The sequence below is a fragment of the Bradyrhizobium sp. NP1 genome, assembly GCF_030378205.1.
Classification (GTDB): domain Bacteria; phylum Pseudomonadota; class Alphaproteobacteria; order Rhizobiales; family Xanthobacteraceae; genus Bradyrhizobium.
Window position 1 is genome coordinate 7,010,569 of record NZ_CP127385.1, and the last position, 26,512, is coordinate 7,037,080.

Sequence of the window (26,512 nt, forward strand, 5' to 3'; positions counted from 1 at the left end):
TTCTTCACGCGAACCGGTGTCCACTTCGCTCGAAAACGCTCTGATCAGACCGCGTAGCGCAAGATTGCCGCGAGCGATTTCCCGCCGGGAATATCGGCCTTTCGCACACCGAGAATCCGGCCACCCGAGCGGATGACACGGCTGGCGATTTCATCGACCACGCCGTAATTGCCGGCGCCCGCGGCCTTGGCAAAGGTTACGGCACCGTCCTTCTCGTCGACCGCGCCTGGAATAACCTCGTCGATATCGACCAGCATCGAGTCGACCGCGCCAAAGGTCGCCGCGCGGGCAGCCTGCGCGATGTCGGCAGTGGCCCGCCCCTCGCTCTCGCGCACCGCGAACAGCTTCTTCCATTGGCCGATCTCATCCCGATAGAGGCCGTCCAGCAGGGCGCGCGCCCGGTCCGCGAGCTGGGCATCGGTTGAGTATACCGGGCTGCCGTCGATCCCCGCGGCAATCAAATGAGCATAGGTGTTGACCGACCGGTAGATGGAGAGCAGGGGCTCGACGGCGGCCAGCACCAGCGGGATGTCGCTGCCGGTCAAAAGCCCGCGCAGCGCATGATCGACCTTGCGCGCGAACTGGCGCAGCAAGACCTTCTGACCCTCCGATCCCTGTATACGGCCGCTCGGCGATCGATCATTGACCGTGGAGCGGCCGACTGCGCTGGCGGCATCCTTCGGCAGGCCGTCGACCTTGACGACGGCCGGCGGCAGGTCGGCTGAGACCTCAATGACGCGGACCGCGCCTTCCGCCAGCGCCAGCACAAGGCAGGTGTTGGGGAATGCGATGGCGCGCAACAGCGGCTTGAGATGAAATCGGTCCGATACCTCCACCATTGCGACCAGCGCGTTGGGCACGCGGAACGTCCGCACATTATCCGGGGTCGCCAGCACCGCGAGGCTGCGCGCCTGGAACCGCCAGAACTCGTCATCATCGACGAGGTCGTCGAGATGCTCCATCAGCGCGGCGACACGGCGCGGGTCGGCCTTGGCCGCATCGAGCTGGCGCAGGGCCTCCTTTGCGAGATTCTTCAATTCAATCCGGTCGCCCGCCACTTCGCGGGTGACCGGGGTGGTGGGCAGATAAAGAGAGGCGCAGATGTCGCCGCGATGCGCCGCCAGCGACTTCACATCCGCCAGGCTCGGAATGTCGACATAGAGCATGATGATGATACTCCCGTATCCGGCTCAGTCGTATCGGGCATAGTCGAATCGGCTCGGTTCGTTCGGCGGCAATTCGGCGGCAGGCCCCAGCGGTCCCGCCATGCCGCGACAACAACGACGCGACAACGTGTCTCGAATGTTCGCAACCGCCGCGGCCCTGGATCCATGCGCGCACATTGTGTCGCGCATAGGTCCAAGCCAGGCCGCCCTCTGCGTCACGCTGATCCCGCGCTTCGCCGGCCACGCCGCGGGCGGCCGCGACCTCGATCTCGCTCACCTTCGAGACGGTGCTGCTGTTCTGGATCGTCCGCCGCCAGGCTGACCTGCACGTGCTGGCGTTCGGGAACAGATAGTCAGGCCATTTGCCCAAGCTGGCATGCCACGCGCCGCTTGCTTTTGCCTAAAAAACATCTTGGGAACCTCCGACGCGTCTAACCGTTAAACCACTCGGGCGGCGGAATGTCGCTTTCAACGCGTGGCTGCAAACGGGGGAAAATCACCACGGAAGACCTCTGCGCGCACGAAATATTCTTATTTCGGCCGATCCATTGCGATCGGCCGAAAGTCCAGTCTAAGCGTCACGATGGGAAGTATAACCTCACGCTGCGTGGAAATGATCGATCCGCTATACGTGGCCTCGGGATTCGGCGTCGGCTTTCTTGTCGGCATGACAGGTGTGGGCGGCGGCTCCTTGATGACGCCGCTCCTGATCCTCCTTTTTGGCATTCATCCCTCGACCGCGGTCGGCACCGACCTGTGTTACGCTGCCGCCACCAAAACCGGCGGCAGTCTGGTGCACGGCTTTGCACGCAGCATTCATTGGCCGGCCGTGATCCGGCTTGCCTGCGGCAGCATCCCCGCCAGCATCCTGACCATGGTCGCGATATGGCAACTTGAGCTCGACGCGGCGTCCCAGCGCAGCCTGATCAACCTCGTTCTGTGCTTTGCGCTGCTGCTTACCGCGGTGTCGCTGATCTTCCGCAAGTCAATCCTCGACCGTTATCGGCAGCGCATTGAGCGCGTCCGGGAGCGAACGACGATGGCGGGAACGGTGGTGACCGGAGCGCTGCTTGGCGTGCTGGTCTCGATTTCGTCGGTGGGTGCCGGCGCAGTCGGCGTGACCGCGCTGCTGTTGCTCTATCCGCGCCTGCCGATGGCGCGCATCGTGGGCTCCGACATCGCGCATGCCGTGCCACTGACGCTGGTCGCCGGCGCAGGGCATTGGGCGCTCGGTGCGGTCGACTGGTACCTGATGGGCGTGCTGCTGATGGGCTCGCTGCCGGGCATTATGATCGGCAGCTACAGCGCTGTGCGCGTGCCCCAGGCGGTGCTGCGCGTCACGCTCGCGGCCATCCTGCTCGTGGTCGCCGCCAAGCTCGCGTCCGAAGAGCTGCATTTGTCGACGTCGATGGTCGCAGCCTTGGTCGGGAGCGTGCCGCACTAGGCGGCGTGACACGCGTCATCACCCGCGAAAAGCTGGCAATCCGGTCCACGCAAATACCAGCGCCAGATCGATCAGCCTGCGTGTACTGGATGCCCCGCCGGAGCCTGTCATCGGGCGGCGCTTCGCGCCGACCGGGGGGCGGGGCATGACAGCACGATACGGATGCAACTACTCCGCGGTCCAGCCGCCGTCGATCGAGAGGTTGGCGCCGGTGATTTGCGCGGCATCATCGCCGCACAGGAACAGCGCGAGCGCGGCGACCTGCTCCACCGTCACGAACTGCTTGGTCGGCTGCGCATCGAGCAGCACGTCATTGATGACCTGCTCCTTGGTCATGTTGCGCGCCTTCATGGTCTCCGGAATCTGATGCTCGACCAGCGGCGTCCAGACATAGCCCGGCGAAATGCAGTTGCAGGTGACCTTGAAGGTCGCAAGCTCCAGCGCCACCGTCTTGGTGAGGCCGGCGATGCCGTGCTTGGCCGAGACATAGGCCGACTTGAACGGCGAGGCCACCAGCGAGTGCGCCGAAGCGGTGTTGATGATGCGGCCCCAGCCGCGCTTCTTCATGCCGGGCACCGCGGCGCGGATGCTGTAAAATGCCGACGACAGGTTGATCGCGATGATCGCTTCCCACTTCTCCGGCGGGAATTCCTCGATCGGGGAGACGAACTGGATGCCGGCATTGTTGACGAGGACGTCGACCGAGCCGAACGTCTTCTCGCCGAGCGCGATCATCTCGGCGATCTCCGCCGGCTTGGTCATGTCGGCCGGCGAATGCACCGCCTTGACCTTGAAATCGGTTTCGATGCCGGAGCGCTCGCGCTCGATGTCGGCGGGCGCGCCCATGCCGTTGAGCACGATATTGGCGCCGGCGCTCGCAAAGGCGCGCGCATAAGCGAGCCCAATGCCGCTGGTCGAGCCGGTCACTACCGCGGTCTTGCCTGTCAACGTACCCATTTCTTCACTCCTGTTCGCCTTTTGGACGTTCGGTACCTTCTTCGCCCGTGAGGTCGTAGGTCACCATGGTCTCGTCGGATTGCGGCCGTTCTAGCCACTCTTTGTGACGCATCGACAAATGGACGTCCCGCACACCGGCATTCCAGTGCTCGACCATGCCGATGTGGGAGAAATCATAATCCTTGGAATTGGATTCGTGGTTCTTGCTCTTGTAGATCAGGTGAACCACGGTGACCGTGTTTTCCTTCGCCGCTTCGCTCAGGAATTTCGCCGACGGATCGTTCTTCAGCTCATCCGGCAGCTTGGCGATCAGGTCGCGCACCGCCCTGCGCGCTGCGTGGATCTGCCGGTTCTTGTCGGTGTTCATGCGGGTGCGGCTGGAATAGCGGATGTCCTTCTCGCGCTCGGCGGCCTGCAGCAGCGTCTGCGGCAGCGGGCCCCGCGCGCTGAACAGGTCGACCTGGAAGATCAGCAGGTCACGCCTTGTTTCCTCCTCCAGCACGTAATCGAGCGGCGTGTTGGAGGCGATGCCGCCGTCCCAGTAATGCTCGCCCTCGATGACGACGGACGGAAAGCCCGGCGGCAGCGCGCCCGAGGCCATGATGTGCTCGGGGCCGATCTGCTTGCCCAGCCGCTTGAACTCGATGTTGTCGAAATAGCGGAAGTTGCCCGTGGAGATATTGACGGCGCCGACGCTGAGCCGGCATTTCAGGTCGTTGATGAGATCGAAATCGACCAGCCGCTCCAGCGTCCTCTTCAGCGGCCCGGTGTCGTAATAGCTCAGCGCCTGTTCGGTGCCCTTGGGCCACAGCGGCGCCGGCGGAATCCGCGGCACGAAAAAGCCGGGCACGCCGAAGGTCGCGATCAGCGCCGCGCTGGTCTCGTTGAACACCGAGCGCCCGCGGTCGGTGACGACGGGCGGATTCCAGGGCACCGGCGCCGACACCATCTCCCAGAATTCCTTCAGGCGGGGCAGGCGCTTGTCGGGCTCGTTGCCGGCGATGATCGCGGCGTTGATGGCGCCGATCGAAATGCCGGCGATCCATTCCGGCTCGAAGCCGGCGCGGCACAGCGCCTGGAAGGCGCCGGCCTGGTAAGATCCCAGCGCCCCGCCGCCCTGCAGCACCAGGACACGTTGCGCGTTCATAGGACAGGTGGGTGGCGAAGCGTTATCCATCATGACCTTCCAGCCAATGACAAAAGCAATCGCACGCGTCAGTTCACGATGACGTCAATCGGCCGATCGCACGGCGTCCGATTCCGCCCCCCCGGCCTACCGGCCACCCCCGGGCCATGAGAGCTTTGCGCAGGTATCACGTCCGCGGCAACGCGGGAAGCGCAACGTCGCCTAGCCGGCCTCGCGCGTCGCCATAATAAGCGTCCAGAACACCTTGTATTTGGTATTCGGAGCATAGCTCGCCGCAATCCCTAATTTTGTGACACCATTTTTTAGCATATTCGCCCGGTGCGGGGGCGAGTCGCGCCAGCCGGAAAACGCTTCCGCCAGCGTGTGATAGCCGGCCGACACGTTCTCGACCGCAAGCGTGGCCGGATAGCCCGAACCGTTCAGCCGCTTCGCCAGCGGCGCCTTGACGTCGTGGTCCATCTTGTTGGCTGCCGCCATGGCCTGCGACTGGGTTTCCGCAAGCCGCATCAGGTCCGGATCGACCTCGACAGCCGCGAGTCCGTTGTTCTGCCGGTATTGCGAGATCATCGAGGCGGCTGCGGCAGCATCCAGCCGCGCGCCCGGGGCAGCCATGTTGACATACATAGCCGGCGTCTCCACCGGAGCCTCGGACGCGCAGCCCGCAAGCAACAAAATTACAAGGAAAGCACCCGCCGTGCGCATGAATCAGCCAAGCCCCCGAAATGACGGCGCGTTGTTGCATACCAACCGTGGCTGAATGGTGAAGACAGGCTCAATTTGATGGCGGGCACGGCGCAGCCTGTACCCCTGGCCATCGCATTGGAAATCCGGCTCGCAACCGCCGGCAGCGAACGGATCAATCCGCCGCGGCAAAGATCCGGTAGCGGCGTGGCGCGAGCCCGACCGTTTCACCTGACCGCAACGTGCGGTCGCGCGGCGCGTCGATCTCGATCCGCTCGCCGCCGGAAAGCGCGACTTCGGCGCGCTGCACGGGGCCGAAGGTGCGCACATGGGCGACCCTGCCCTCGAACGCGCCGCTGCCGGCCGGGCCGATCTGCATGTCGTGGCGGCGGACGAACAGGCGCGAGGCGCCCGGCGCCAGATTGTCGGCCGCGATCGGCAGCGTCCTGTCGCCGAGTCTGACGCGACCGTCGGCGACATCGACCGGCAGCACGATCGATTCGCCGATGAAGCCGTGCACGAAGGCGGTGGCGGGATTGTCGTAGACGTCGTCGGGGGTGCCGACCTGCTCGATGCGGCCGCGGTCCATCACCACCACGCGGTTGGCGACCTCGAGTGCCTCCTCCTGGTCATGGGTGACGAAGATCGAGGTGACGTGGATCTCCTGGTGCAGCGTGCGCAGCCATTGCCGCAATTCCTTGCGCACCTTGGCGTCGAGCGCGCCAAAGGGCTCGTCGAGCAGGAGGATGCGCGGCTCGATCGCGAGCGCGCGCGCAAGCGCGATGCGCTGACGCTGGCCGCCGGACAACTGGCTCGGATAGCGGTTGGCAAGCCAGTCGAGCTGCACCAGATCGAGCAGTTCCTTGACGCGGGCGCGGATGTCGGCCTCGTTCTTGCGCACGCTGCGCGGCTGCACGCGCAGCCCGAAGGCGACGTTCTCGAACACGGTCATGTGGCGGAACAAAGCGTAGTGCTGGAACACGAAGCCGACGTTGCGCTCGCCGGCCCGCCGCGCCAGCGCGTTCTCGCCGTCGAACGACACCTCGCCGGAATCCGGCCAGTCGAGGCCGGCGATGATGCGCAGCAGCGTGGTCTTGCCCGACCCCGACGGGCCGAGCAGCGCCAGGAGCTCGCCGTCGGCCACCCGGAGGTCGACGCCGTCGAGCGCCGTGAAGCTGCCGAACCTCTTGACCAGATTCCTGACTTCAATCGTCATGCGGCACTTCCTCTTCGTCGAGATGACGCTCGAGAACGGTCTTGGCGACCAGCGTGACCAACGCCAGCATGGCAAGCAGCGAGGCGATCGCAAACGACGCCACGAACTGGTACTCGTTGTAGAGGATCTCGACCAGCAGCGGCATGGTGTTGGTCTGCCCGCGGATGTGGCCCGAAACCACCGACACCGCGCCGAACTCGCCCATTGCACGTGCGTTGCAGAGCAGGACGCCGTAGAGCACGCCCCATTTGATGTTGGGCAGCGTGACGCGGAAGAAGGTCTGCAGTCCCGAGGCGCCGAGCGAGATCGCGGCCTCCTCCTCCTGCGTGCCCTGTTCCTGCATCAGGGGGATCAGCGCGCGCGCCACGAAGGGAAACGTCACGAAGCTTGTCGCAAGCGCAATGCCGGGCACGGCGAACAGCACGTGGATGTCGTGCGCCTGGAGCCATGGGCCGAAAAACCCCTGCGCGCCGAACAGCAGCACGAAGACGAGGCCGGAGATCACGGGGCTCACCGAGAACGGCAGGTCGATCAGCGTGATCAGGATGGTCTTGCCGGGGAACTCGAACTTGGCGATCGCCCAGGCGGCGATCACGCCGAACACCAGGTTGAGGCCGACCGAGATCGCCGCGACCACGAGCGTCAGCCGGATCGCGGAGAGCGCCTCGGGGTCGGCCAACGCGGCCAAATAGGCGGTGATGCCTTTGGAGAAGGCAACCGCGAACACCGAGACCAGCGGCAGCACGACGAAGACGCCGAGAAAGATCACGGCGGTCGCGATGATGGCGATGCGGACGAAGCGCGGCTCGCCATGCACGGCGTCCTGCGCCGCCGCGGCGTGCGGCTGCGCCTCTTGCCTGGGCGACGCCATCGACAGGGTATGCTGCAACTCCATCGTCATCGCTCACACCTCAATGCGCGGGGATGCGCGTCTGCGCCCAGCGCTGCAAGCGGTTGACGAGGAAGATGATGAGGAAGGCCGCGACCAGCATCACCACCGCGATCGCGGTGGCGTCGGCATAGCGGAATTCGGAAAGCCGGATCACGATCAACAGCGGCGCGATCTCGGAGACGTTCGGCAGATTGCCGGCGATGAAGATCACCGAGCCATATTCGCCGACCGCGCGCGCAAAGGCGAGCGCAAGGCCGGTGAGCAGCGCCGGCATCAGGCTCGGCAGGATCACCCGCGACACCGTATGCCAGCGGTTGGCGCCGAGGCTTGCAGCCGCCTCCTCGATCTCCGGGTCGAGGTCGATCAACACCGGCTGCACGGTGCGCACCACGAAGGGAATGCCGATGAAGACCATGGCGACGAAAATGCCGATCGGCGTGAACGCGACCTTGATGCCGAGCGCGGCAAGCGGCGCGCCGAGCCAACCTTTCTCGGCAAACAGCGCGGTCAGCGCGACGCCGGCCACCGCGGTCGGCAGCGCAAAGGGGATGTCGACGACGGCGTCGAACAGCCGCCGGCCCGGAAAGCGGTAGCGCACCAGCGCCCAGACGATGATCGTCCCCATCACCAGGTTGACCAGGGCGGCCGCAGCGGCGAGGCCGAACGAGATCTTCAGCGCGTTGAGCGTGCGGCGGCTCGAGATGATCGCCCAGAACTGATCGGGCGAAAGCTCAAAGGTCTTGAGGAAGAGGCCGGCGAGCGGGATCAGGACGATCACCGACAGCCAGGTCAAGGTCAGTCCCATCGAAAGACCGAAGCCCGGCAATGTACTGCGTCGTGATGCGCCTGTGCTCACAAAGCCCCCTGTTCGACTCCCGGAAGCCGTTACCGATCAGTTCTTGTAAATCTGGTCGAAAATGCCACCTTCGCCGAAGTGGTCCTTCTGTGCCTTGGCCCAACCACCGAAAACGTCGTCGATCGTAAAAAGTTCGACCTTGGCGAAAGACTTTTCGTATTCCTTGGCGATCTCCGCGTCGCGCGGGCGGTAGGAATTGCGTGCGGCAATTTCCTGACCTTCCTTTGTATACCAGTACTTCAGATAGGCTTCGGCCACGGCGCGCGTGCCTTTTTTGTTGGCAACGCTGTCGACCACGGCGACCGGCGGCTCGGCCAGGATCGACAGCGGCGGCGAGACGATCTCGAACTTCTCCTTGCCGAACTCGCGCAGCGCCAGGAACGCCTCGTTTTCCCAGGCAATCAGCACGTCGCCGACACCGCGCTCGACGAAGGTGACGGTCGAGCCGCGCGCGCCGGTGTCGAGTACCGGGACGTTGCCGTACAGCGCGCTGACGAACTGCCTCGCCTTCTCGGCCGAGCCGAGCTTCTTCTCCGCATAGCCCCACGCCGCGAGATAGTTCCAGCGCGCGCCGCCCGACGTCTTCGGGTTCGGCGTGATGACGGCGACGCCTGGCTTGATCAGATCGTCCCAGTCCTTGATGGCCTTGGGATTGCCCTTGCGGACCAGGAACACGATGGTGGAGGTGTAAGGCGCGGCGTTGAGCGGCAGGCGCTTCTGCCAATCGGCCGCGATCAGGCCCTTGGCCGCTATCGCATCGGTGTCATAGGCAAGCGCCAGCGTCACCACATCGGCCTGCAGGCCGTCGATCACTGCGCGCGCCTGCGAGCCCGAGCCGCCATGCGACTGCTTGATCTCGACGCTCTTGCCGGTGTCTTTCTGGTAGGCGGCCGCAAACGCCTTGTTGAAATCGGCATAGAGCTCGCGCGTCGGATCGTAGGACACGTTGAGCAGGGTCACGTCGGCGGCGAAGGCGGAGCCCGCCCACAACAGTCCCGCGACAACCGGCAACAGGCGACGGATCATCTCATCCTCCATTGGCCTTGCGACGCAAATGGCGCTCAAGGCGGAACGGCATAACTCGCGATGAAACGCGCGCAAGTCAACGAAACCGGTTTTTCTTGTTCGGCGCGCGGCAGCCAGCTTGTGCTACGAAGCCGCGATCGTATGGATGCCGCATTCTGTCTTGCCCCGGCCGCGCCAGCGGCCGGCCCGCGCATCCTCGCCGGATGCGGCGCGGCTTGAGCAAGGCATACACCCGACCGAGAGATAGCCGGATGCGACAAGAGGATGCGGCGGCAGCTTTGCGGACTTGAAGATCGTCTCGATCTCCTCCCGCGAAACATTGGCGAACGGATTGAACTTCAGCCGCGCGCCGTCCTGCTCGACGACCGCAATGTCGCTGCGCAGGCCGCCCTGGAAGCGCTTGCGGCCGTTGATCCAGGCCGCGAACGGCTTCAGCGCCCGTGCCAGCGGTTCCACCTTCCGGATACGACAGCAGGCGTCGGGGTCGGAGAACCACAACTCGCGGTTGGGGTCCTCGCGCGACAGCGTCTCCTCGAGCGGCTTGATCGACCGGACGTCGGTGAGCCCCAGGATTTCGGTCAGCGCGTCGCGATAGGAGAGCGTCTCCGCGAACAGCCAGCCGGTATCGAGGAAGACCACTGGAATTGCCGGATCGACATCGGCCATCACCTTGAGCAGCGCGGCCGATTCCGTGCCGAAGGACGATACCAGCGCAAGCCTGTCGCGCCCGACAGTCTTCAACGCGGTCGCGATCACTTCCGCCGGCGACGCATCGCGCAGGCTGCGGTCGAGCGCGTCGGCCGACGGCAGGTCGGCCGCGATTGCATCATGTTGCGCGAATGCGCTCATAGGCTCGCGCTTTCCGAGTGACGGAACTGCATCCGCCGGTTCAGCGCGGTGATGCGGCCGTCGCCGGTCGGCTGATAGAACACCGAGTAGCGCTTCGAGGTCAGGACGAAGGCTTCCGCGTCGGCCGGCTTCTTCACCGCGAAGGCATCGAAGCCGGCGCGCTGCATAAACACGAACTGGTCGCGCAGCACCTGGCCGGTGGCGCGCAGCTCGCCGCGATAGAGGAAGCGCTCGCGCAGCAGGCGCGCCTGGCTGTAGGCGCGGCCGTCGCGGAAGCTCGGAAACACCAGCGCCACCGTCGCGAGCCGGTCGAGATAGGGCACGAGGTCGTCGACGTCGCGGTTGTTCGGCCAGATCACGCCCGTCTTGCCGCGCCGTCGCGCGACGCCTTCCGGATCGGCGAGCAGGCGCGTCGCCGAGATCAGCACCGCGCCGTCGTCGGGCAGCTCGGCGTCATCGGCCAAAGGGACGAAGGCATCCTCGACGATCTTTCCGTTCTTAACGAGTGGCATAGACACGCTCCCTGAATGGTTCGACGCCGAGCCGCTGCACCGTGTCGACGAACAGCTCGTCGGGGTTTGCACGCAGCGCCAGATAGGCTTCGACAATGTCCTCGACCACGTCAGCGACTTCCGCGTACGGCACCGCCGGCCCGATCAGGGTGCCGAGCTGTGCGTTCTCGTCGGCGCGGCCGCCGATCGTGATCTGGTAAAACTCCTCGCCGTTCTTCTCGACGCCGAGAATGCCGATATGTCCGACATGATGGTGGCCGCAGGCATTGATGCAGCCGGAGATGTTGATGTGCAGCCGGCCGATCAGGTTGGCGGTCTCGTGGTTGGCGAAACGCTGCGTCAATTCCTGCGCGATCGGGATCGAACGCGCATTCGCCAGCGAGCAGTAGTCGAGCCCGGGGCAGGCGATGATGTCCGACACCAGATTGACGTTCGGGATGGCGAGCCCGATTTTCTCGAGCGCCGTCCACAGCGCCGGCAGGTCGCGACGCGCGACATGCGGCAGCGCGAGATTCTGCTCATGGCCGACGCGGATTTCGCCGAAGGAATATTTGTCGGCGAGGTCGGCAAGCGCGTCCATCTGCTCGGCGGTGGCATCGCCCGGCGGACCGCCGACCGGCTTCAACGAGATCGTCACGATCGCATAGCCGGTCGCCTTGTGCGGGAACACCGAATTGCGCCGCCAGGCCTCGAACTTCGGATCGTGCGCCGCCTTGCGCAGCTCGTCCGGCATGTGCGGCAGCTTCTCGTAGGCCGGATAGGAAAAGCGCGAACGGATCTCCTCGATCACGGCGTCGTCGATCTTGAGCGCGCCGTCCCTGATCTGCTGCCACTCCTCGTCGACCTCCTGCGCAAAGCGCTCGATGCCGAGCTCGTGCACCAGGATCTTGATGCGCGCCTTGTAGATGTTGTCGCGGCGTCCATACTGGTTGTAGACGCGCATGATCGCTTCGAGATAGCTGAGGATATCGCGGCCGGAGACGAACGGCTTGATGGTCTTGGCGATGAACGGCGTGCGGCCGAGCCCGCCGCCGACCATGACCTCGAAGCCGGTTTCGCCTTGCGCGCTCTTGTGCAGGCGCAAGCCGACATCGTGGATCTTGATCGCGGCGCGGTCGTGCGCGGAAGCCGTGATCGCGATCTTGAACTTGCGCGGCAGGAACGAGAATTCCGGATGCAGCGTCGTGAACTGGCGCAGGATTTCCGACCAGATGCGGGGATCCTCGACCTCGCCGGGGGCGACGCCCGCCCACTGGTCCGAGGTAACGTTGCGCGTGTTGTTGCCCGAAGTCTGCATGGCATGGATGCCGACCTCGGCGAGATCGGCGAGCGCGTCCGGCAGCTCGGCGAGCTTGATCCAGTTGAACTGGATGTTCTGCCGCGTGGTGAAGTGACCGTAGCCGCGGTCATAGCGCCGCGCGACATGCGCGAGCTGCCGCAGCTGCTTCGACGACAGCGTGCCGTAGGGAATGGCGACGCGGAACATGTAAGCGTGGAGCTGCAGATAGACGCCGTTCTGCAGCCGCAGCATCTTGAATTCGTCCTCGGTGAGCTCGCCGGAAAGGCGGCGCTTCACCTGATCGCGGAATTCGGAGACACGCTCGTTGATCAGCGTGCGGTCGAGTTCGTCATAGGCGTACATGAGCGATCCCTCACACCTGGACCGGCAGGCCGATGGTGACGCCGGAGGCGCGGATCAGTTCGCGCAGGTTTCCCGGCTTGATCGCGCCGCCCTCCTCGAGCTCGACCGGCGCGATATAGGCGCCGACCGCGCCGACGTCGTCGGCGGCGGACTCGGAAAGCAGCGCCCGCGCGTCGTCGGAGTTGCGCACGATGGCGGCGTCCGCCAGCGACGGCGACCAGCCCTGCGCGGGCGTGCGATAGATCACCGCGCCGTCCCAGGTGCGGTTGGCGGTCACCACCGACGGGCCGGCGATCTTGATTTTCTTCTGTTCAAGCGGAGAGGTCATTGGGCGGCTTCCAGGAGTTTTTCGATTGTCTGCTCGGGGTTGAGATGGCGGCCGGCCGCGGCATGCGCGACCACGTCGCCGATGATGAGGATGGCGGGACCGCCGTCGATCCGCTCGACCAGCGCCGGCAGCTCGTCGAGCGTGCCGATCAGGCCTTGCGCATCCGGCCGCGTCACGCGCGCGAACACGCCGACCGGGGTCTGCGGCGCGCGCCCCGCGGCAAGCAGGCCGGAACGCACCGAGGATGCCGCGGTCATGCCCATATAGACGACGACCGTCATCTTGGTGTCGGTCAGCGCCGACCAGTCGACGGCCTCCGCGTCCTCAGCCTTGTGCGCGGTCAGGAAGGTGATGCGCAGCGCCTCGCGGCGGAAGGTGAGCGGCACCTCGTATTGCGCGGCGGCACCGATCGCGGCGGTGATGCCCGGGATTACCGAATAGGCGACGCCGGCCTGCCGCAGCGCCTCGATTTCCTCGCCGCCGCGGCCGAACACGAAGGGATCGCCGCCCTTCAGGCGCACGACGCGCTGGCCGGATTGCGCGGCCTCGATCATCAGGCGGTTGATCGCCTCCTGGCCGATGCCGGGCTTGCCGACGCGGCGACCGACCGGCACGCGCGCAGCATCGCGACGGATGCGGTCGAGAATGTCGGGCGACACCAGTTCGTCATGGAAGACGACATCGGCGTCCTGCAGCGCGCGCAACGCCTTGATGGTGAGGAGATCGGGATCGCCCGGCCCGGCGCCGACCAGCGTGACATGGCCCCTGGGGCGGCCGTCGGCCAGCGCGCCGGCAAAAGCAGAGGGGTCATCGATCTTGTGCAGTGCGGCTTCCGCCTCATGGCGATGACCGGACAGCACCAGCGCGCCGATCGGCCCGTCGATCACGCGCTCCCAGAAGCGGCGGCGCAGCGCCATCTCGGGAATGCGGCCGTGAATGGCCTTGCGGAAGCGTCCGATGAATTTGGCGAGGTCGCCGATCCGCGCCGGCAGCACCGCTTCGATCTTCTCGCGCACGCGGCGCGCCACCACGGGCGATGCGCCACCGGTGCCGATCGCCACCACGACATCGCCGCGGTCGACGATCGCGGGAAAGATGAAGCTGGAATGCGCAAGGTCGTCCATCACATTGACGGGCAGTCCAAGCGATCTGGCGCGCGCCGACATCGCAATGCCGACATCGCCGGCGCCGGCGCAGAACACCGCGACGACGCCCTTGAGATCGGCGGCGAGCGGATCGCCTTTGGCGAGATCGATCCGCGCCAGCTGCGCCGGCTCGAGCCCCTGCACGTCATGCGCGCCTGACGGCGCGTACCAGCGGATGCGTGCGCCGGCGGCAACAAGCACGCGCAGCTTGGCGCGCGCGAGCTCGCCGGTGCCGACCAAAAGCACCGGACCGGTTTGCAGATCGAGAAACACCGGCAGATACCGCATGCGCTACTCGCTTCCCCAACTTCGGGGTTGACTGGAATTATTTTCTATATATGTCTCGGTCAACGGCCACAAAGAGAAAATTTTTTCTTCTGTGGCGCGATGGAAACATAGAATTTTCGCCTCCAAAGACCGAGGGTCGGAAGATGCATCTTCTCAACAGCGAAACCGCCAGGGATCGGTTGCGCCAGCCGCCGCTCCAACAAGCATCTTCCGTGCCGTCGGTTTCGACTGAGCCACCCTCGATGGACCATCTCGACGCGCTGGAAGCGCAGAGCATCTACATCCTGCGCGAGGCCTTCGCGCGCTTGAAGAAGCTCGCGCTGCTGTGGTCGCTCGGCAAGGACTCCAACGTGATGATCTGGCTCGCGCGCAAGGCCTTCTTCGGCCGCGTGCCGTTCCCGGCGATGCACGTCGATACCGGCAAGAAATTTCCGGAGATGTACGCGTTCCGCGATCACTACGGCAAGGAATGGGGCCTCGACCTGCGCGTCGAGCCGTGCCCGCCGATCGATGCCGTCGATCCGACGCTGCCGCCCGCGGCGCGCTCGGCCGCGCGCAAGACCGAAGGGTTGAAGCTCGCCCTTGCCAAGCACGGCTTCGACGGGCTGATCGCCGGCATCCGCCGCGACGAAGAGGCGACGCGGGCGAAAGAGCGCGTGTTCTCGCCGCGCGGCACCGAGGGCGGATGGGACGTGCGCGACCAGCCGCCGGAATTCTGGGACCAGTTCAACGCCTCGCCGCCGCCCGGCGCTCACTTGCGCATCCATCCGATCCTGCACTGGACCGAGGCCGACATCTGGGCCTACACGCAGCGCGAGAACATCCCGATCATCCCGCTTTATCTTTCGAAGAACGGCAAGCGCTACCGCTCGCTCGGCGATGCCGACATCACCTTCCCGGTTGTTTCCGACGCCTCCAACATCGAGGAAATCCTCGCCGAGCTCGAGGCAACCAAGGTGCCGGAGCGCGCCGGTCGCGCGCTCGATCACGAGACCGAAGACGCTTTCGAGCGGCTGCGCGTCGCGGGCTATCTCTGATTTCGAATGGTCGCCGCCATGAACATGATCCTTCCTTCCACGCTATCGGCAACGCCCAACGGCACCACGCGCCCGCAGGTGCGCATCGTCATCGTCGGCCATGTCGATCACGGCAAGTCGACGCTGGTCGGACGTCTGCTGCACGAGACCGGCAGCCTGCCCGACGGCAAGCTGGAAATGCTCAAAGCGGTCAGCGCGCGGCGCGGCATGCCGTTCGAATGGTCGTTCCTGCTCGATGCGCTGCAGACCGAGCGCGACCAGGGCATCACCATCGACACCACGCAAATCCGCTTCCGCACCAATTCGCGCGACATCGTGCTGATCGACGCGCCCGGCCACGCGGAATTCCTGCGCAACATGATCACCGGCGCCTCGCAGGCCGACGGCGCGGTGCTGATCATCGACGCGCTCGAGGGCGTGCGTGATCAGACCAGGCGGCACGGCTATCTCTTGCATCTGCTCGGCATCAAGCAGGTCGCGGTCGTCGTCAACAAGATGGACCGCGTCGACTTTTCGCCGGCGCGGTTCAAGGAGATCAGCGACGAGATTTCGGCGCACCTGACCGGCCTCGGCGTGACGCCTGCCGCGGTGATCCCGATTTCGGCGCGCGACGGCGACGGTGTCGCGGCGCGGACGAAACGGATCGGCTGGTACAAGGGCCCGACGGTGGTCGAGGCGCTCGACGCGCTGGAGCCGGCGCGGCCGCTGGAGGAGCTGGCGCTGCGGCTTCCGGTGCAGGCGATCTACAAGTTCGACGACCGCCGCATCGTCGCTGGCCGCATCGAGTCAGGCAGCCTTGCGAGCGGCGACGAGATCGTGATCATGCCGGCCGGCAAGATCGCCCGGATCAGGACGGTCGAAAGCTGGCCGGTGACGCCCGTGGCCGGCAAGCAGGGCGCCGGCCGCTCGGTCGGCATCACGCTCGACCGCGAGCTGTTCGTCGAGCGCGGCGACATCATTGCGCATGCAGGCACGAGCCCGCGTGAGACACGCCGCCTGCGCGCCCGCATCTTCTGGCTGCACGACAGGCCGCTCGCCAAGGGCGATCAGATCCTGGTGCGGCTCGGCACCCGCGAGGGTCGCGCCACCGTGGTCGCGATCGAGAAGGCGGTCGACCCCGGCGCGCTCGCCAGTACCGAGAATGCGGCAATCGCGAAAAACCATGTCGGCGAGATCGACATCTCCTTCGCGCAGGCCATCGCCGCCGACCCTTACGCCGACAACCCGCGCACCGGCCGCCTCGTGATCGAGGTCTCCGGCCGCATCGCCGGCGGCGGGCTCGTGCTGTCGGTCGATGCCGGACAGCGCGCGGTGCCGGTCGACATCGTGCCGGTGGAATCGGCGCTGCGCCCCGACGAGCGCTCGGCGCGCTACCGCCACAACGGCGCGGTGGTGTGGCTGACGGGGCTGCCCGGCTCCGGCAAGTCGACCTTGGCGCGCGCGCTGGAGCGACGACTTTTCAGCAGTGGCGGCTCGCCGATCCTGCTCGACGGCGACACCCTGCGCGCCGGCTTGAACGGCGATCTCGGCTTCTCGCCCGAGGACCGTCGCGAGAACATCCGCCGCCTCGCCGAGGTCGCGAGCCATCTCGCCAGGAACGGCCATATCGCGATTGTCGCCGCGGTGTCGCCCTCGCGCGAGGACCGCGCGGCGGCGCGGCGCATCGGCAACGGCGCCTTCCGCGAGGTCTATGTCGCAACGCCGGCCGAAATATGCGAGCAGCGCGATCCCAAGGGGCACTATGCCAAGGCGCGCGCGGGCGCACTGCCCTCGTTCACCGGCATCGCCAGCGACTATCAGCCGCCGCAAACCGCGGAGCTTTCGATCGACACCGCCTTGCTCTCGGTTGCCGATGCCACAGAGGCGATCGAGCGGATGCTGGCAGGCTCCGGCGTCCTGTTCGACGAGCTGGTCGACCTCGCCGCCAATATCTAAGCCGCTACGCGCAGCACCAGGACCTGCTTGTTCCACCGGGCACGGCAGGCAATGGTCATGCGTCGGGCTTTGGAGCGCGAGCTGCGAAGAAGATGAAGCGCGGCGTGGTCCTGAGCGTTTCGTACGCTTCGGGGAAGAGATCGTGGGCCTGCGGAAGAGGCTGCGGTTCGCTGATCGCCTCGATGGCGAAGCCTGCGTCGGTCAGGGCGTCGACCATGGCATGCAGGGGCCGATGCCAATACCTCATCCGGATCGTGCGGCCGCCCTTCTCCCAATGGTCGGCGAATTCGTAGGTCTCGAAATAGTTCGAACCCTGGGCCAGCACATGGTCCATGAACGGGTGATGGGTCGACATCACTAGTCGCCCTCCCGGGGCAAGCACCCGACGGAACTCAATCAATACCGGGCGCCAGTCCTGCAGGTAGTGCATGACGAGCGAGGCGAGAACGAGGTCGAACAAGCCATCTTCAAATGCGAGCCCCGCGTTCAGGTCGGCCTGCTCAAGTCGAACGTCCGGCCCAAGCCGGTTCCTGGCTATGGCCAGTAACGCCACACTCTTGTCGATTCCAGTGACCTCGGCGCCTTTGGCGATCAGTGCAGCTGCATGCGCACCGCCCCCGCACCCTGCGTCGAGCACACGCAGACCTGTGACGTCACCGGCCAAGGCAAGGGAGGCAGGCCGCTCGTAGAATGCGTTCCATGCGTTGCTTTCATTGTCCTCGCCGTAAGCCACAGCGAATTCGTCGTAGTTGTTGTCGGTTTCCACTCCCGATCTCCCCCACACAAACAGCCCAACCCTCTATCGACGAAATCACTAGAGCATGTTCGGTTCTGATGAAATCAGAACCGATGCTCTAGATTCTTGTTTTGACGCGTTTTCTTCACGCGAACCGGTACCCACTTCGCTCGAAAACGCTCTAAAGCAAGGCGATCTTGGCCGTCGTCGCCGGGCTTGACCGGGCGACCCAATACTCCGGAACGTCGGCGGTCGAGCCGATGAGTCGCTGCGTACCGGATGCCGCCGGAGCCTGTCATCGGGCCGCGTTTTCGCGCCGACCCGTTGGCCGGGCGTGACGCAAGGACGGACGTCCGTGGGCTATTTCAGCCCCTTCCTATGGCTGGGGCTTTAGGGCTAAAAGAGCGTGTTCAGCCGCCCCAGGGCGGCCCTTTTTTCTGTTTTCCGGCTGAAAACAGCGCACAACCGCCATTCCTTGCGAGAAAAGCCCCTCATGAAGCGTATCGATGCCCACGGACTGAAGGTCGCCCCCGTCCTGTTCAACTTCATCGCCGACGAGGCGACGCCCAAGAGCGGAGTTTCCGCTGACGCCTTCTGGGCCGGGCTTGCCGCGATCGTCCGCGAGCTGGCCCCGCGAAACCGCGCGCTGCTCGCGCACCGCGACCAGTTGCAGGCCAGGATCGACGACTGGCACCGCGCCAACAAGGGCAAGCCGTTCGACATCAACGCCTATACGGCGTTCCTGAAGGAGATCGGCTACCTGCTGCCCGAGCCCGCGACGCGAAAGGTCGAGACTACTGACATCGACGAGGAGATCGGCAAGATCTGCGGCCCGCAGCTCGTCGTTCCCCTGACCAACGCCCGCTACGCGCTCAACGCGGCGAACGCGCGCTGGGGCTCGCTCTACGATGCCTTCTACGGCACCGATGCGATCCCGCACGATCCGAGCGAGAGCGGAAAGGGCTACAACAAGGCGCGCGGCGACAAGGTGATCGCCAGGGCCAAGACGTTCCTGGATTCCGCCGTGCCGCTCGCGACCGGCAGCCACACCGACGTCACCTCCTACAGCGTGGTGGCGGGCCAGCTCGCGGTGAAGCTGAAGAGCGGCAACGCCACCGCGCTGAAATCGAACGCGCAGTTCGCAGGCTATGTCGGCGATGCCGCCGCGCCGTCGGCGATCCTGCTGGTCAACAACGGCCTGCATATCGAGGTCAAGATCGACCGCAAGCACGGAATCGGCAAGGACGATCCGGCCGGGGTCGCCGACATGGTGCTGGAGGCCGCGGTCTCCACCATCCTCGACATGGAGGATTCGGTTGCGACCGTCGACGCCGAGGACAAGGTCCTGGTCTATCGCAACACGCTCGGCCTGATGAACGGCACGCTGTCGGCCGATTTCGACAAGGGCGGCAAGACCGTGAAGCGGTCGATGAATGCCGATCGCGTCTACAAGACGCCCACGGGCGGCGAACTCAAGCTGCACGGCCGCAGCCTGCTGCTGGTCCGCAATGTCGGCCACCACATGTTCACCGACGCGGTTCTCGATGAAAAGGGCGAGGAGATCCCGGAGGGCATGCTGGATGCCGCGGTCACCGGCCTGCTCGCGATCCAGGACATCAAGGGCAACACCAAGTTCGGCAACAGCCGCACCGGCTCGGTCTATATCGTCAAGCCGAAGATGCACGGCCCCGACGAGGTGAAGCTGACCTGCGACCTGTTCGAGCGCGTCGAAAAGGTGCTCGGCCTGCCGGAAAACACCCTCAAGGTCGGCATCATGGATGAGGAGCGCCGCACCACCGTCAACCTCAAGGCCTGCATCCAGCAGGCCTCGAAGCGGATCGTCTTCATCAATACCGGCTTCCTCGACCGCACCGGCGACGAGATCCACACCTCGATGGAAGCGGGTCCGATGATCCGCAAGAACGAGATGAAGGCGCAGCCCTGGATCAAGGCCTATGAGGACTGGAACGTCGACATCGGCCTGATCGACGGACTGCCGGGCCACGCCCAGATCGGCAAGGGCATGTGGGCGGCGCCGGACAAGATGGCGGACATGCTGGCGCAGAAGATCGCGCATCCGCAGGCCGGCGCCACCACGGCCTGGGTGCCGTCGCCGACGGCGGCGACGCTGCATGCGCTGCATTATCACCAGGTCAACGTGCCGGCGCGCCAGGCCGAGCTCACCAAGGCGGGTGCGCGCGCAAAGCTCTCCGACATCCTCACCATTCCGGTGTCGAAGTCGAACTGGGCGCCCGACGACGTGCGGCAGGAGATCGACAACAACTGCCAGGGCATCCTCGGCTATGTCGTGCGCTGGATCGACCAAGGCGTCGGCTGTTCCAAGGTGCCCGACATCCATGACGTCGGGCTGATGGAGGATCGCGCCACCCTGCGCATCTCGAGCCAGCACCTGGCGAACTGGCTGCACCAGGGCGTCATCACCGGGGACCAGGTGATGGAGTCGCTCAAGCGCATGGCCGTGGTGGTCGACAAGCAGAACGCCGGCGATCCGCTGTACAAGCCGATGGCGCCGTCATTCGACGGCACGGCCTTCAAGGCGGCCTGCGACCTCGTCTTCAAGGGCCGCGAGCAGCCCAATGGCTACACCGAATACATCCTCACCGCGCGCCGCCGCGAGGCCAAGGCGGCAGGCTGAGGATCGGGCGACGCACCAACACGAACGAAAGCCTCGGCGATCTGCCGGGGCTTTCCTGTTTTCGCTGTCATTCCGGGGCGATGCGTAGCATCGAACTATGGTGCGCAATTGCGCACCTGTGGTCTGGTCCTTCGGACCGTCCCGGAATGACCCTCGCTAGAACACCGCGATGAGTTTCAAGAGCGAGATCACGCCGAGGATGATGACGATCACGCGGCAGATCTGCTTGGCGCGGCCATCGATCGGCAGCAAATTGATCAGATAAAGAATGAGAATGACGACAAGAAACGTGATGAGTGCACTGACGAGCATCGAGAGCCCCCTTTGGCAGCATCGAGAACCGCGCTGTTAATGGTCCCTTAACGCCGGGCCATCGCTCCTTGTTCCGCGCGCGGAACCCCTTCAGTCTGCTCGATTCGTAGCCAACGTCGGTATTTTTACGGCCGCCTATCCCCCGGAATCTTAACCATTCTTCGGCGAAATGGCTCCCGCTTTGGGGGGCTCGTCCATGCTGAATCGTCTGACCGTATCTGCGCTGCTGAAAACCGTGATCCTGGCGACTGCCGTCTGTGTGGTCGCCGCCTTTTCGCTGAGCGCCTGGAATTCCTGGACACGCCTGCAGGAAACCGGCCGCATGGTGCTGATCGCGGACGTCTCGGCAAGCATGTTCAGGGCGATGCACAACCTTCGCACCGACCGTTCGACCGCGGGGCGGCTGATCAATACCGAGCCACCGGTCGATAGCGCGACCAACACCTATCTGCGCGGCATCCGCGACGCGGAAATGCCGGCCATGGCCCACGCCATCGAAACGCTCCCTGCCCTCGGCTATGCCGGGCAGCCACAGCTCGCCGAGCTCGACCGCCAGTACAAGGCCCTCAGCGGCCTGCACAAGGAATTCAACGAGGCGATGGACAAGCCGAAGGCGGCGCGCCGCCCGACGCTTGGAAAGGAATACGCGGATACGACCAGCGCGCTGCTCGATACGCTGGACAGGATGTCGGGCGCGCTTGCTGCCGACGTCAATCACCAGGACCCCACCATCGACCAGCTGCTCGCGATCAAGCAGATCGGCTGGCTGCTGCGCAACACCGCGGGCGAGTGCTCCGCGCTGATATCGGGCCTGATCGCGAGCGGCAAGGCCACCGCGGAGAACCGGCAGACCTACACGAGGCTGATCGGCGGCATCGACGCCGCCTGGGCCGCGCTGCAGCTCACCGCGTCGGGCATGCAGCTTCCGCCGGCACTGTCCGCCGCGATCGCAGCCAACAAGACCGCCTATTTCGATCCGCAATATGTCGAGCTGCGCGACCGGCTGATGAACGCGCTGGTCAACGGCGAGAAGCCGGAGCTGACCGCCAACCAGTGGAGCCCGATCACCGTCGGTCGGCTGGCGGCCGCGGTCGGCGTCGCCGAAGCCGCGCTCGACGCCGCCAAGGAGCATGCCTCGAACCTGCGTTCGGCGGCACAACGCGCGCTGACGCTGCAGCTCACGCTGCTGCTTGCCTCGATCGCGCTGGCCGCGGGCGCCATGGTGGCGATCAGCCGCCGCGTCATCGCTCCCCTCCACACGATCCGCGATGCCATGCTGAAAGTGGCGGCAGGCGACCTTTCGGTCGACACCGGCTATGGGGCGCGCGGCGACGAGATCGGAGCGCTGGCAGGCGCCCTGGAAACCTTCAAGCAGCAGGCAACCGACAAGCTCCGGATCGAGGCGCAGGAGCGTGAGCGCAACGCCGGCGCGGCGACGCGCCAGCGCGCCATCGAGACCTATGTCGGCGATTTCGAGGGCGCGGTGCAGCAGACGCTGCGCCAGCTCGGCGAGGCGTCCGGCCAGATGCGCTCCACCTCGACGGAACTCTCGACGGTGTCGCGGCGGACCAATGAGCGCGTCGAAGTCGCCCAGAAGGCCTCGGGCGAGGCGGCGACCAGCGTGGACAGCGTGGCGGCGGCGTCGGAGGAGCTCTCCGCTTCGATCAACGACATCAGCCAGCAGGCGGCGCATGCCGCGGGGATCGCGAGCCGCGCCGTCAACCAGGCGCGCGAGACCGACGGCACGGTGCAGGGCCTCGCCAAATCTGCCGGACGGATCGGCGAAGTGGTCGGGCTGATCAACAGCATCGCCGCACAGACCAACCTGCTCGCGCTCAATGCGACCATCGAGGCCGCGCGCGCCGGCGAAGCCGGCCGCGGCTTTGCCGTGGTCGCCTCCGAGGTCAAATCGCTGGCCAGCCAGACCGCGAAGGCGACCGACGAGATCTCCGAGCAGATCGCCGACATCCAGAAGGTCGCCAACGATGCGGTCGACGCCATCAAGGGCATCGGCAGCATCATCGGCGAGGTCAATGAGGTTGCGACCGCGATCGCGGCCGCCGTCCAGGAACAGGGCGCCGCGACCCAGGAGATCACGCGCTCAACGCAATTCGCCGCGCATGGCACCAAGAACGTCACCGAGAACATCACCGGCGTCAGGGCCGATGCCGATACGGCGGCCGCCGCCGCCGACAACGTCAAGCTCGCTTCCGAGACGCTGGAAATCCAGAGCGAGCAGCTTGGCCGCCAGGTCACCGACTTCCTCGGCAAGATCCGCGCCGCCTGATCCACCTCGCTCGAAAACGTCGATGGCCGGGACGATGCCCGGCCATGACGAAGATCTGTCGACCGGCGAACGCTACTCGCGCGCCACGACCGGCACGTGCTGATACCTGGCGCGCAGGCGTTCCGGCGCCGGCGAGAAGTTCATCGCCGCGCCACGGCGGTCGGCGCGTCCATTGGCGACCACGAGGCCGTTGGGCCCGACGACAATGTCGCCCTTGCGCAAGGTCGGGTCCCTTTCGACGTCGATCTTGGCAAGCCCGACCGGGTCCTTGCCGTTGCAGGTGCAGCCCGCGACGATCTCGTTGCGGTAACGGAAGGCGTTCGGCAGCTCCGAATAGGGCTCGCCTTGCTCGGTCGCTGCTTCGTCAATGCTGCTGCCATAGACCAGCCTGGTCTCGGCGGCCGGACAGAATGAATTGCAGGACGCGGCCTTGCTCTTGTCGTCCGGGCCCGTAACCGGGAAATAGCGGCCGTCGCAGCCCCGCACGCAGAAGGCCTGGCCGCCGCCATAGCTGGCGCGGGGGCGCTGCGCTTCGTATCGCTCGCCGCCACCACCAAACGGCAGCACGATCCGCGGCGGTGCGCGCGGAGGGCCGCCGAACCCGCCGAACAGGTTCGAGAAGAAGTCCTGGGCCTGCGCGGGCGCGAGCCAGGCGGCGCACAGCGCCATGCCGGCGCCGAGCGCCAGAACTCCGAGCGGTCTTCTGAGCATCATGACCTCCGAAAAAACCTCAATCGACCGCGGAGACCGGGATGGTCATGGCCTGGCGGCCGGAGGACAGCGTCGTCACCGCGGGACGTGACGCGCCGGGCGTCGGCCGCAGCGTGCCCCGCGCTTCGAGCGGCGCGCGCTTCGGCAGCACCACGACTTTGGTGCCGATATTGACCCGGTTGAACAGGTCAGTGACGTCCTCGTTGGTCATGCGGATGCAGCCGGAGGAGACGAACTTTCCGATCGTCGAGGGGTCGTTGGTGCCGTGGATGCGATACTCGCTCGAGCCGAGATACATCGCCCGTGCCCCGAGCGGGTTGCCGGGGCCGCCGGCGATGAAGCGCGGCAGATAGGGCTGGCGCGCGATCATCTCGGACGGCGGATACCAGTCCGGCCATTCGGCCTTGCGGCTGACGGTCTGCACGCCGGACCAGGTAAAGCCCTGGCGGCCGACGCCGACGCCATAGCGGACCGCGCGGCCGCCGCCGAGCACGTAATAGAGCACGGTGTTGCCGGTATCGATGATGACGGTGCCGGGCCCCTCGCGGGAATCGAGGCTCACGATGGCGCGACGGAGCCGCTCCGGGAGCACGCGCGCTTCATCCGCGGGCGCCGGCTGCGCCGTCACATAGCCCCGGTCATGCGGGAAGCTGCCGGGCTGCGCCGGCGCATAACCGAGCGCCTGTGCCTGCGCGCCGGTCGAAAGGGCGCAAGCCGACAGCAACGCGCCGGCGAACAAGAGAGCACGCGCGCTGCGCGGCACGCAGCGCCTGGCTGGATCGATCTGTGTCATGGGCTGCCCCATCGGGTACGCATCGTGGTGATGCTCTGCGGTGGGAAACGCCCAGCCAGGGCCCGCGGTTCCACCTCGGGCGCGGCACTTCCGCCACTGTCAAGCACAAGCGGGTTCACGAGCCCGCGATGGAACCTTGCGTCGGCAGGACCGTTGAGGCCACAGAGTTCGGCTCGCGGAAGCGATTTCGCGACAGCGAATGTGCTCGCTCCGTCGCGGGGAAAATCACGTGCGCGTCCTTCCGAGTGAACGAGTGCTGTCCAACGGGTCGGAAGGGACGCCGCTACCGGACAGCGCTGGCGAGCAGCCACCCCTGATCCGCCGCACCGAGCTGGTCGCAACGGCCCTGGTCGGCCTGCTCATCATCAGCATCATCGCGGTTCTCTATTTCGCCAAGGCATTCTTCCTGCCCGTCGTGCTGGCGTTCGTGGTCGGCACCATGCTGTCGCCGGTCGCAAGCTTTCTCGAGCGCTACCGCATTCCGCGCTCGATCGCTGCGCTCGCCGTCGTCATCACGGTCGCGGCCGGCGCGGCGTTCATGGTGGCACTGATCTCATCGACCCTGATGGAATGGAGCACGCGGCTGCCGGAGCTCGCGGCACGGCTGAAGGACAAGCTGCATGTGTTCGACCGCCTGCTCGCGCTCTGGCAGGAGCTGCAGACCATGGTTGGCGGCGGCACGGACACGCAGGCGTTGGGAATGCCGAAGGTCGAATGGGTTCAACCGACGCTGGAATTCGTCTCGCCGACCTTCACCGAATTCCTGCTGTTCTTCGCGACGCTGGTGCTGTTCATCGCAAGCTGGCGCGACCTGCGGCGGGCGCTGATCATGAACTTCGGCGACCACGACGCGCGACTGCGCACCTTGCGCATCCTCAACGAGATCGAGGTGCATCTCGGCAACTATCTGCTGACCGTGACCATCATCAATATCGGCATCGGCATCGCCACCGGGATCGTCTGCGCGCTCACCCACATGCCCAGTCCGGGCGGACTGGGCGCGCTGGCCGCGACCTTGAACTTCATTCCGATCATCGGACCGGTCGCGATGTTCGTGGTCCTGCTCCTGGTCGGCGTGCTGTCGCTGCCGACGCTGGGCAGCGGCGTGATGGCGGCGGTGGCGTTCACCGGCATCGCTTTCCTGGAAGGGCATTTCATCACGCCGACCATCATCGGCCGCCGCCTCTCGCTCAACGCCCTCGCGGTGTTCCTGATGCTGGCGTTCTGGACCTGGATGTGGGGACCGATGGGCGCGTTCCTGTCGTCGCCGCTCCTGATCGTCGCGCTGATCGTCAAGGAACATCTGGTGCCGGTCAATTCGCCGCAGCTGCCGTGACGCGCGCGGGTTTCCGCGGAGGAACTTCGGCTGCGACGGCGCGTTTCTTCCATTAACGCGAATTGAGCGCATGGGAGTGCTTTTGATGTCGATGGCAAATGGCGAGACGGGACTAAAGGGCATGGCCGACAAAGCGACCTATGAGCGCCTGGAGAAGGATGTAAGCGCCGTGAAGAACGATATCGCAGCACTGACCGACCAGATCACCGAGGCGATCAACAGCTTTGCCGATCAGGCCCGAAAGCAGGCCAAGCGCGGCTACAAGCAGGCCCGCGCCAATGTCGATTCCACCATGGACGACGTGAGTGAGCGCGGCAGCGCGATGCTGGATGCGGCGCAGGACGCCGCCTCCTCGATCGAGGAGACGCTCGAGGACGTCATCACGCAGCGCCCGCTTGCAACTGTCGGCCTGGCGCTCGGTCTCGGCTTCCTGATCGGCCTGACGTGGCGGCGCTAGAGCTTTGGCGTCGCTATGGCTCGGGGGCACCAGCGTCGCCAGCCGGCGCGGCGTTACCGGATCGACGGACGAGGAGAACGGCGATGACGATCTCCAGGACCGA

The 26,512-nt window shown here is 65.7% G+C and carries 24 protein-coding genes and 1 pseudogene; 8 read left to right on the forward strand and 17 right to left on the reverse strand.

Features of this window, described 5'->3' with window-relative positions:
* Nucleotides 1-44 precede the first annotated feature (44 nt).
* Nucleotides 45-1,166 (reverse strand): baeRF11 domain-containing protein, encoded by a 1,122-nt coding sequence (locus QOU61_RS33890; protein WP_289655513.1) that lies wholly within the window; start codon nt 1,164-1,166, stop codon nt 45-47.
* 208 nt (nt 1,167-1,374) lie between these two features.
* Here QOU61_RS33890 and QOU61_RS37410 point away from each other — a divergent pair.
* Both QOU61_RS37410 and QOU61_RS33895 read left to right on the forward strand, forming a co-directional pair.
* A pseudogene (locus QOU61_RS37410) lies at nt 1,375-1,519 on the forward strand (flippase); the annotation flags it as partial.
* Between the two features lie 260 nt (nt 1,520-1,779).
* Nucleotides 1,780-2,610 (forward strand): sulfite exporter TauE/SafE family protein, encoded by an 831-nt coding sequence (locus tag QOU61_RS33895; RefSeq protein WP_289655514.1) that lies wholly within the window; start codon nt 1,780-1,782, stop codon nt 2,608-2,610.
* A gap of 168 nt (nt 2,611-2,778) precedes the next feature.
* On the opposite strand, the gene QOU61_RS33900 is transcribed toward QOU61_RS33895, so the two are convergent.
* The 12 genes from QOU61_RS33900 to cysG form a co-directional block, all read right to left on the reverse strand.
* The gene (locus QOU61_RS33900) at nt 2,779-3,567 is read right to left on the reverse strand and encodes a 3-hydroxybutyrate dehydrogenase (RefSeq protein WP_289655515.1); all 789 of its coding nucleotides are present in this window, start codon (nt 3,565-3,567) and stop codon (nt 2,779-2,781) included.
* 4 nt (nt 3,568-3,571) lie between these two features.
* Complete coding sequence (locus QOU61_RS33905) at nt 3,572-4,747, reverse strand: DUF3734 domain-containing protein (protein WP_502876853.1); 1,176 nt, start codon at nt 4,745-4,747, stop codon at nt 3,572-3,574.
* A 168-nt stretch (nt 4,748-4,915) separates the two neighbouring features.
* Nucleotides 4,916-5,416, reverse strand: coding sequence for a CAP domain-containing protein (locus tag QOU61_RS33910; RefSeq protein ID WP_289655517.1), 501 nt, complete (start codon nt 5,414-5,416; stop codon nt 4,916-4,918).
* A 154-nt stretch (nt 5,417-5,570) separates the two neighbouring features.
* Nucleotides 5,571-6,611 carry a sulfate/molybdate ABC transporter ATP-binding protein gene (locus tag QOU61_RS33915; protein WP_289655518.1) on the reverse strand — a complete coding sequence of 347 codons (1,041 nt, stop codon included), beginning with the start codon at nt 6,609-6,611 and terminating at the stop codon, nt 5,571-5,573.
* Nucleotides 6,601-7,512, reverse strand: a complete 912-nt coding sequence (cysW, locus tag QOU61_RS33920) for a sulfate ABC transporter permease subunit CysW (RefSeq protein ID WP_289655519.1) — start codon at nt 7,510-7,512, stop codon at nt 6,601-6,603. Before cysW ends, QOU61_RS33915 begins: the two co-directional genes overlap by 11 nt.
* Nucleotides 7,513-7,522: 10 nt before the next feature.
* A complete protein-coding gene (gene cysT, locus QOU61_RS33925) occupies nt 7,523-8,308 on the reverse strand; it encodes a sulfate ABC transporter permease subunit CysT (RefSeq protein ID WP_289655520.1) in 786 nt (261 codons plus the stop codon).
* Nucleotides 8,309-8,395: 87 nt separating this feature from the next.
* Nucleotides 8,396-9,385 carry a sulfate ABC transporter substrate-binding protein gene (locus tag QOU61_RS33930; protein WP_289655521.1) on the reverse strand — a complete coding sequence of 330 codons (990 nt, stop codon included), beginning with the start codon at nt 9,383-9,385 and terminating at the stop codon, nt 8,396-8,398.
* A gap of 123 nt (nt 9,386-9,508) precedes the next feature.
* Nucleotides 9,509-10,234 (reverse strand): phosphoadenylyl-sulfate reductase, encoded by a 726-nt coding sequence (locus QOU61_RS33935; protein WP_289655522.1) that lies wholly within the window; start codon nt 10,232-10,234, stop codon nt 9,509-9,511.
* Nucleotides 10,231-10,746, reverse strand: a complete 516-nt coding sequence (locus QOU61_RS33940) for a DUF934 domain-containing protein (protein WP_289655523.1) — start codon at nt 10,744-10,746, stop codon at nt 10,231-10,233. The genes QOU61_RS33935 and QOU61_RS33940 overlap by 4 nt, the downstream gene beginning before the upstream one ends.
* Nucleotides 10,733-12,388, reverse strand: a complete 1,656-nt coding sequence (locus QOU61_RS33945) for a nitrite/sulfite reductase (RefSeq protein ID WP_289655524.1) — start codon at nt 12,386-12,388, stop codon at nt 10,733-10,735. Before QOU61_RS33945 ends, QOU61_RS33940 begins: the two co-directional genes overlap by 14 nt.
* 10 nt (nt 12,389-12,398) lie before the next feature.
* Nucleotides 12,399-12,716 carry a DUF2849 domain-containing protein gene (locus QOU61_RS33950; protein WP_289655525.1) on the reverse strand — a complete coding sequence of 106 codons (318 nt, stop codon included), beginning with the start codon at nt 12,714-12,716 and terminating at the stop codon, nt 12,399-12,401.
* Complete coding sequence (gene cysG / locus QOU61_RS33955; RefSeq protein WP_289655526.1) at nt 12,713-14,149, reverse strand: siroheme synthase CysG; 1,437 nt, start codon at nt 14,147-14,149, stop codon at nt 12,713-12,715. Before cysG ends, QOU61_RS33950 begins: the two co-directional genes overlap by 4 nt.
* 242 nt (nt 14,150-14,391) lie before the next feature.
* On the opposite strand from cysG, the gene cysD reads away from it, so the two are divergent.
* A complete protein-coding gene (gene cysD, locus QOU61_RS33960; protein ID WP_289655527.1) occupies nt 14,392-15,186 on the forward strand; it encodes a sulfate adenylyltransferase subunit CysD in 795 nt (264 codons plus the stop codon).
* 18 nt (nt 15,187-15,204) lie between these two features.
* The gene (cysC, locus tag QOU61_RS33965; RefSeq protein ID WP_289655528.1) at nt 15,205-17,121 is read left to right on the forward strand and encodes an adenylyl-sulfate kinase; all 1,917 of its coding nucleotides are present in this window, start codon (nt 15,205-15,207) and stop codon (nt 17,119-17,121) included.
* Between the two features lie 55 nt (nt 17,122-17,176).
* Here the strand turns inward: cysC and QOU61_RS33970 are convergent, their stop codons facing one another.
* Nucleotides 17,177-17,887, reverse strand: coding sequence for a class I SAM-dependent methyltransferase (locus QOU61_RS33970; RefSeq protein WP_289655529.1), 711 nt, complete (start codon nt 17,885-17,887; stop codon nt 17,177-17,179).
* 463 nt (nt 17,888-18,350) lie between these two features.
* On the opposite strand from QOU61_RS33970, the gene QOU61_RS33975 reads away from it, so the two are divergent.
* On the forward strand, nt 18,351-20,513 hold the full coding sequence (locus QOU61_RS33975) for a malate synthase G (RefSeq protein WP_289655530.1): 2,163 nt from the start codon (nt 18,351-18,353) through the stop codon (nt 20,511-20,513).
* Nucleotides 20,514-20,669: 156 nt separating this feature from the next.
* On the opposite strand, the gene QOU61_RS33980 is transcribed toward QOU61_RS33975, so the two are convergent.
* A complete protein-coding gene (locus QOU61_RS33980) occupies nt 20,670-20,825 on the reverse strand; it encodes a Thivi_2564 family membrane protein (protein ID WP_289655531.1) in 156 nt (51 codons plus the stop codon).
* Between the two features lie 196 nt (nt 20,826-21,021).
* On the opposite strand from QOU61_RS33980, the gene QOU61_RS33985 reads away from it, so the two are divergent.
* On the forward strand, nt 21,022-23,112 hold the full coding sequence (locus QOU61_RS33985) for a methyl-accepting chemotaxis protein (RefSeq protein ID WP_289655532.1): 2,091 nt from the start codon (nt 21,022-21,024) through the stop codon (nt 23,110-23,112).
* A 72-nt stretch (nt 23,113-23,184) separates the two neighbouring features.
* Here the strand turns inward: QOU61_RS33985 and QOU61_RS33990 are convergent, their stop codons facing one another.
* Both QOU61_RS33990 and QOU61_RS33995 read right to left on the reverse strand, forming a co-directional pair.
* Nucleotides 23,185-23,823: a DUF2865 domain-containing protein gene (locus tag QOU61_RS33990; protein ID WP_289655533.1), complete on the reverse strand. Its 639-nt coding sequence runs from the start codon at nt 23,821-23,823 to the stop codon at nt 23,185-23,187.
* A gap of 19 nt (nt 23,824-23,842) precedes the next feature.
* The gene (locus tag QOU61_RS33995) at nt 23,843-24,616 is read right to left on the reverse strand and encodes a L,D-transpeptidase (protein WP_289655534.1); all 774 of its coding nucleotides are present in this window, start codon (nt 24,614-24,616) and stop codon (nt 23,843-23,845) included.
* Nucleotides 24,617-24,845: 229 nt separating this feature from the next.
* Between QOU61_RS33995 and QOU61_RS34000 the strand changes: the two genes are divergently transcribed.
* Together QOU61_RS34000 and QOU61_RS34005 are read left to right on the forward strand one after the other, a co-directional pair.
* A complete protein-coding gene (locus QOU61_RS34000) occupies nt 24,846-25,952 on the forward strand; it encodes an AI-2E family transporter (protein ID WP_289655535.1) in 1,107 nt (368 codons plus the stop codon).
* Nucleotides 25,953-26,037: 85 nt separating this feature from the next.
* Nucleotides 26,038-26,409, forward strand: coding sequence for an ElaB/YgaM/YqjD family protein (locus QOU61_RS34005; RefSeq protein WP_289655536.1), 372 nt, complete (start codon nt 26,038-26,040; stop codon nt 26,407-26,409).
* The last annotated feature ends 103 nt before the right edge of the window (nt 26,410-26,512 follow it).

Excerpts from the sequence above, each read along its gene's own strand:
- QOU61_RS33890 (WP_289655513.1), bottom strand. The coding sequence starts at position 1,166 with ATGCTCTATGTCGACATTCCGAGCCTGGCGGATGTGAAGTCGCTGGCG.
- QOU61_RS33895 (WP_289655514.1), top strand. The coding sequence starts at position 1,780 with ATGATCGATCCGCTATACGTGGCCTCGGGATTCGGCGTCGGCTTTCTT.
- QOU61_RS33900 (WP_289655515.1), bottom strand. The coding sequence starts at position 3,567 with ATGGGTACGTTGACAGGCAAGACCGCGGTAGTGACCGGCTCGACCAGC.
- QOU61_RS33905 (WP_502876853.1), bottom strand. The coding sequence starts at position 4,747 with ATGATGGATAACGCTTCGCCACCCACCTGTCCTATGAACGCGCAACGT.
- QOU61_RS33910 (WP_289655517.1), bottom strand. The coding sequence starts at position 5,416 with ATGCGCACGGCGGGTGCTTTCCTTGTAATTTTGTTGCTTGCGGGCTGC.
- QOU61_RS33915 (WP_289655518.1), bottom strand. The coding sequence starts at position 6,611 with ATGACGATTGAAGTCAGGAATCTGGTCAAGAGGTTCGGCAGCTTCACG.
- cysW (WP_289655519.1), bottom strand. The coding sequence starts at position 7,512 with ATGACGATGGAGTTGCAGCATACCCTGTCGATGGCGTCGCCCAGGCAA.
- cysT (WP_289655520.1), bottom strand. The coding sequence starts at position 8,308 with ATGGGACTGACCTTGACCTGGCTGTCGGTGATCGTCCTGATCCCGCTC.
- QOU61_RS33930 (WP_289655521.1), bottom strand. The coding sequence starts at position 9,385 with ATGATCCGTCGCCTGTTGCCGGTTGTCGCGGGACTGTTGTGGGCGGGC.
- QOU61_RS33935 (WP_289655522.1), bottom strand. The coding sequence starts at position 10,234 with ATGAGCGCATTCGCGCAACATGATGCAATCGCGGCCGACCTGCCGTCG.
- QOU61_RS33940 (WP_289655523.1), bottom strand. The coding sequence starts at position 10,746 with ATGCCACTCGTTAAGAACGGAAAGATCGTCGAGGATGCCTTCGTCCCT.
- QOU61_RS33945 (WP_289655524.1), bottom strand. The coding sequence starts at position 12,388 with ATGTACGCCTATGACGAACTCGACCGCACGCTGATCAACGAGCGTGTC.
- QOU61_RS33950 (WP_289655525.1), bottom strand. The coding sequence starts at position 12,716 with ATGACCTCTCCGCTTGAACAGAAGAAAATCAAGATCGCCGGCCCGTCG.
- cysG (WP_289655526.1), bottom strand. The coding sequence starts at position 14,149 with ATGCGGTATCTGCCGGTGTTTCTCGATCTGCAAACCGGTCCGGTGCTT.
- cysD (WP_289655527.1), top strand. The coding sequence starts at position 14,392 with ATGGACCATCTCGACGCGCTGGAAGCGCAGAGCATCTACATCCTGCGC.
- cysC (WP_289655528.1), top strand. The coding sequence starts at position 15,205 with ATGAACATGATCCTTCCTTCCACGCTATCGGCAACGCCCAACGGCACC.
- QOU61_RS33975 (WP_289655530.1), top strand. The coding sequence starts at position 18,351 with ATGAAGCGTATCGATGCCCACGGACTGAAGGTCGCCCCCGTCCTGTTC.
- QOU61_RS33980 (WP_289655531.1), bottom strand. The coding sequence starts at position 20,825 with ATGCTCGTCAGTGCACTCATCACGTTTCTTGTCGTCATTCTCATTCTT.
- QOU61_RS33985 (WP_289655532.1), top strand. The coding sequence starts at position 21,022 with ATGCTGAATCGTCTGACCGTATCTGCGCTGCTGAAAACCGTGATCCTG.
- QOU61_RS33990 (WP_289655533.1), bottom strand. The coding sequence starts at position 23,823 with ATGCTCAGAAGACCGCTCGGAGTTCTGGCGCTCGGCGCCGGCATGGCG.
- QOU61_RS33995 (WP_289655534.1), bottom strand. The coding sequence starts at position 24,616 with ATGACACAGATCGATCCAGCCAGGCGCTGCGTGCCGCGCAGCGCGCGT.
- QOU61_RS34005 (WP_289655536.1), top strand. The coding sequence starts at position 26,038 with ATGTCGATGGCAAATGGCGAGACGGGACTAAAGGGCATGGCCGACAAA.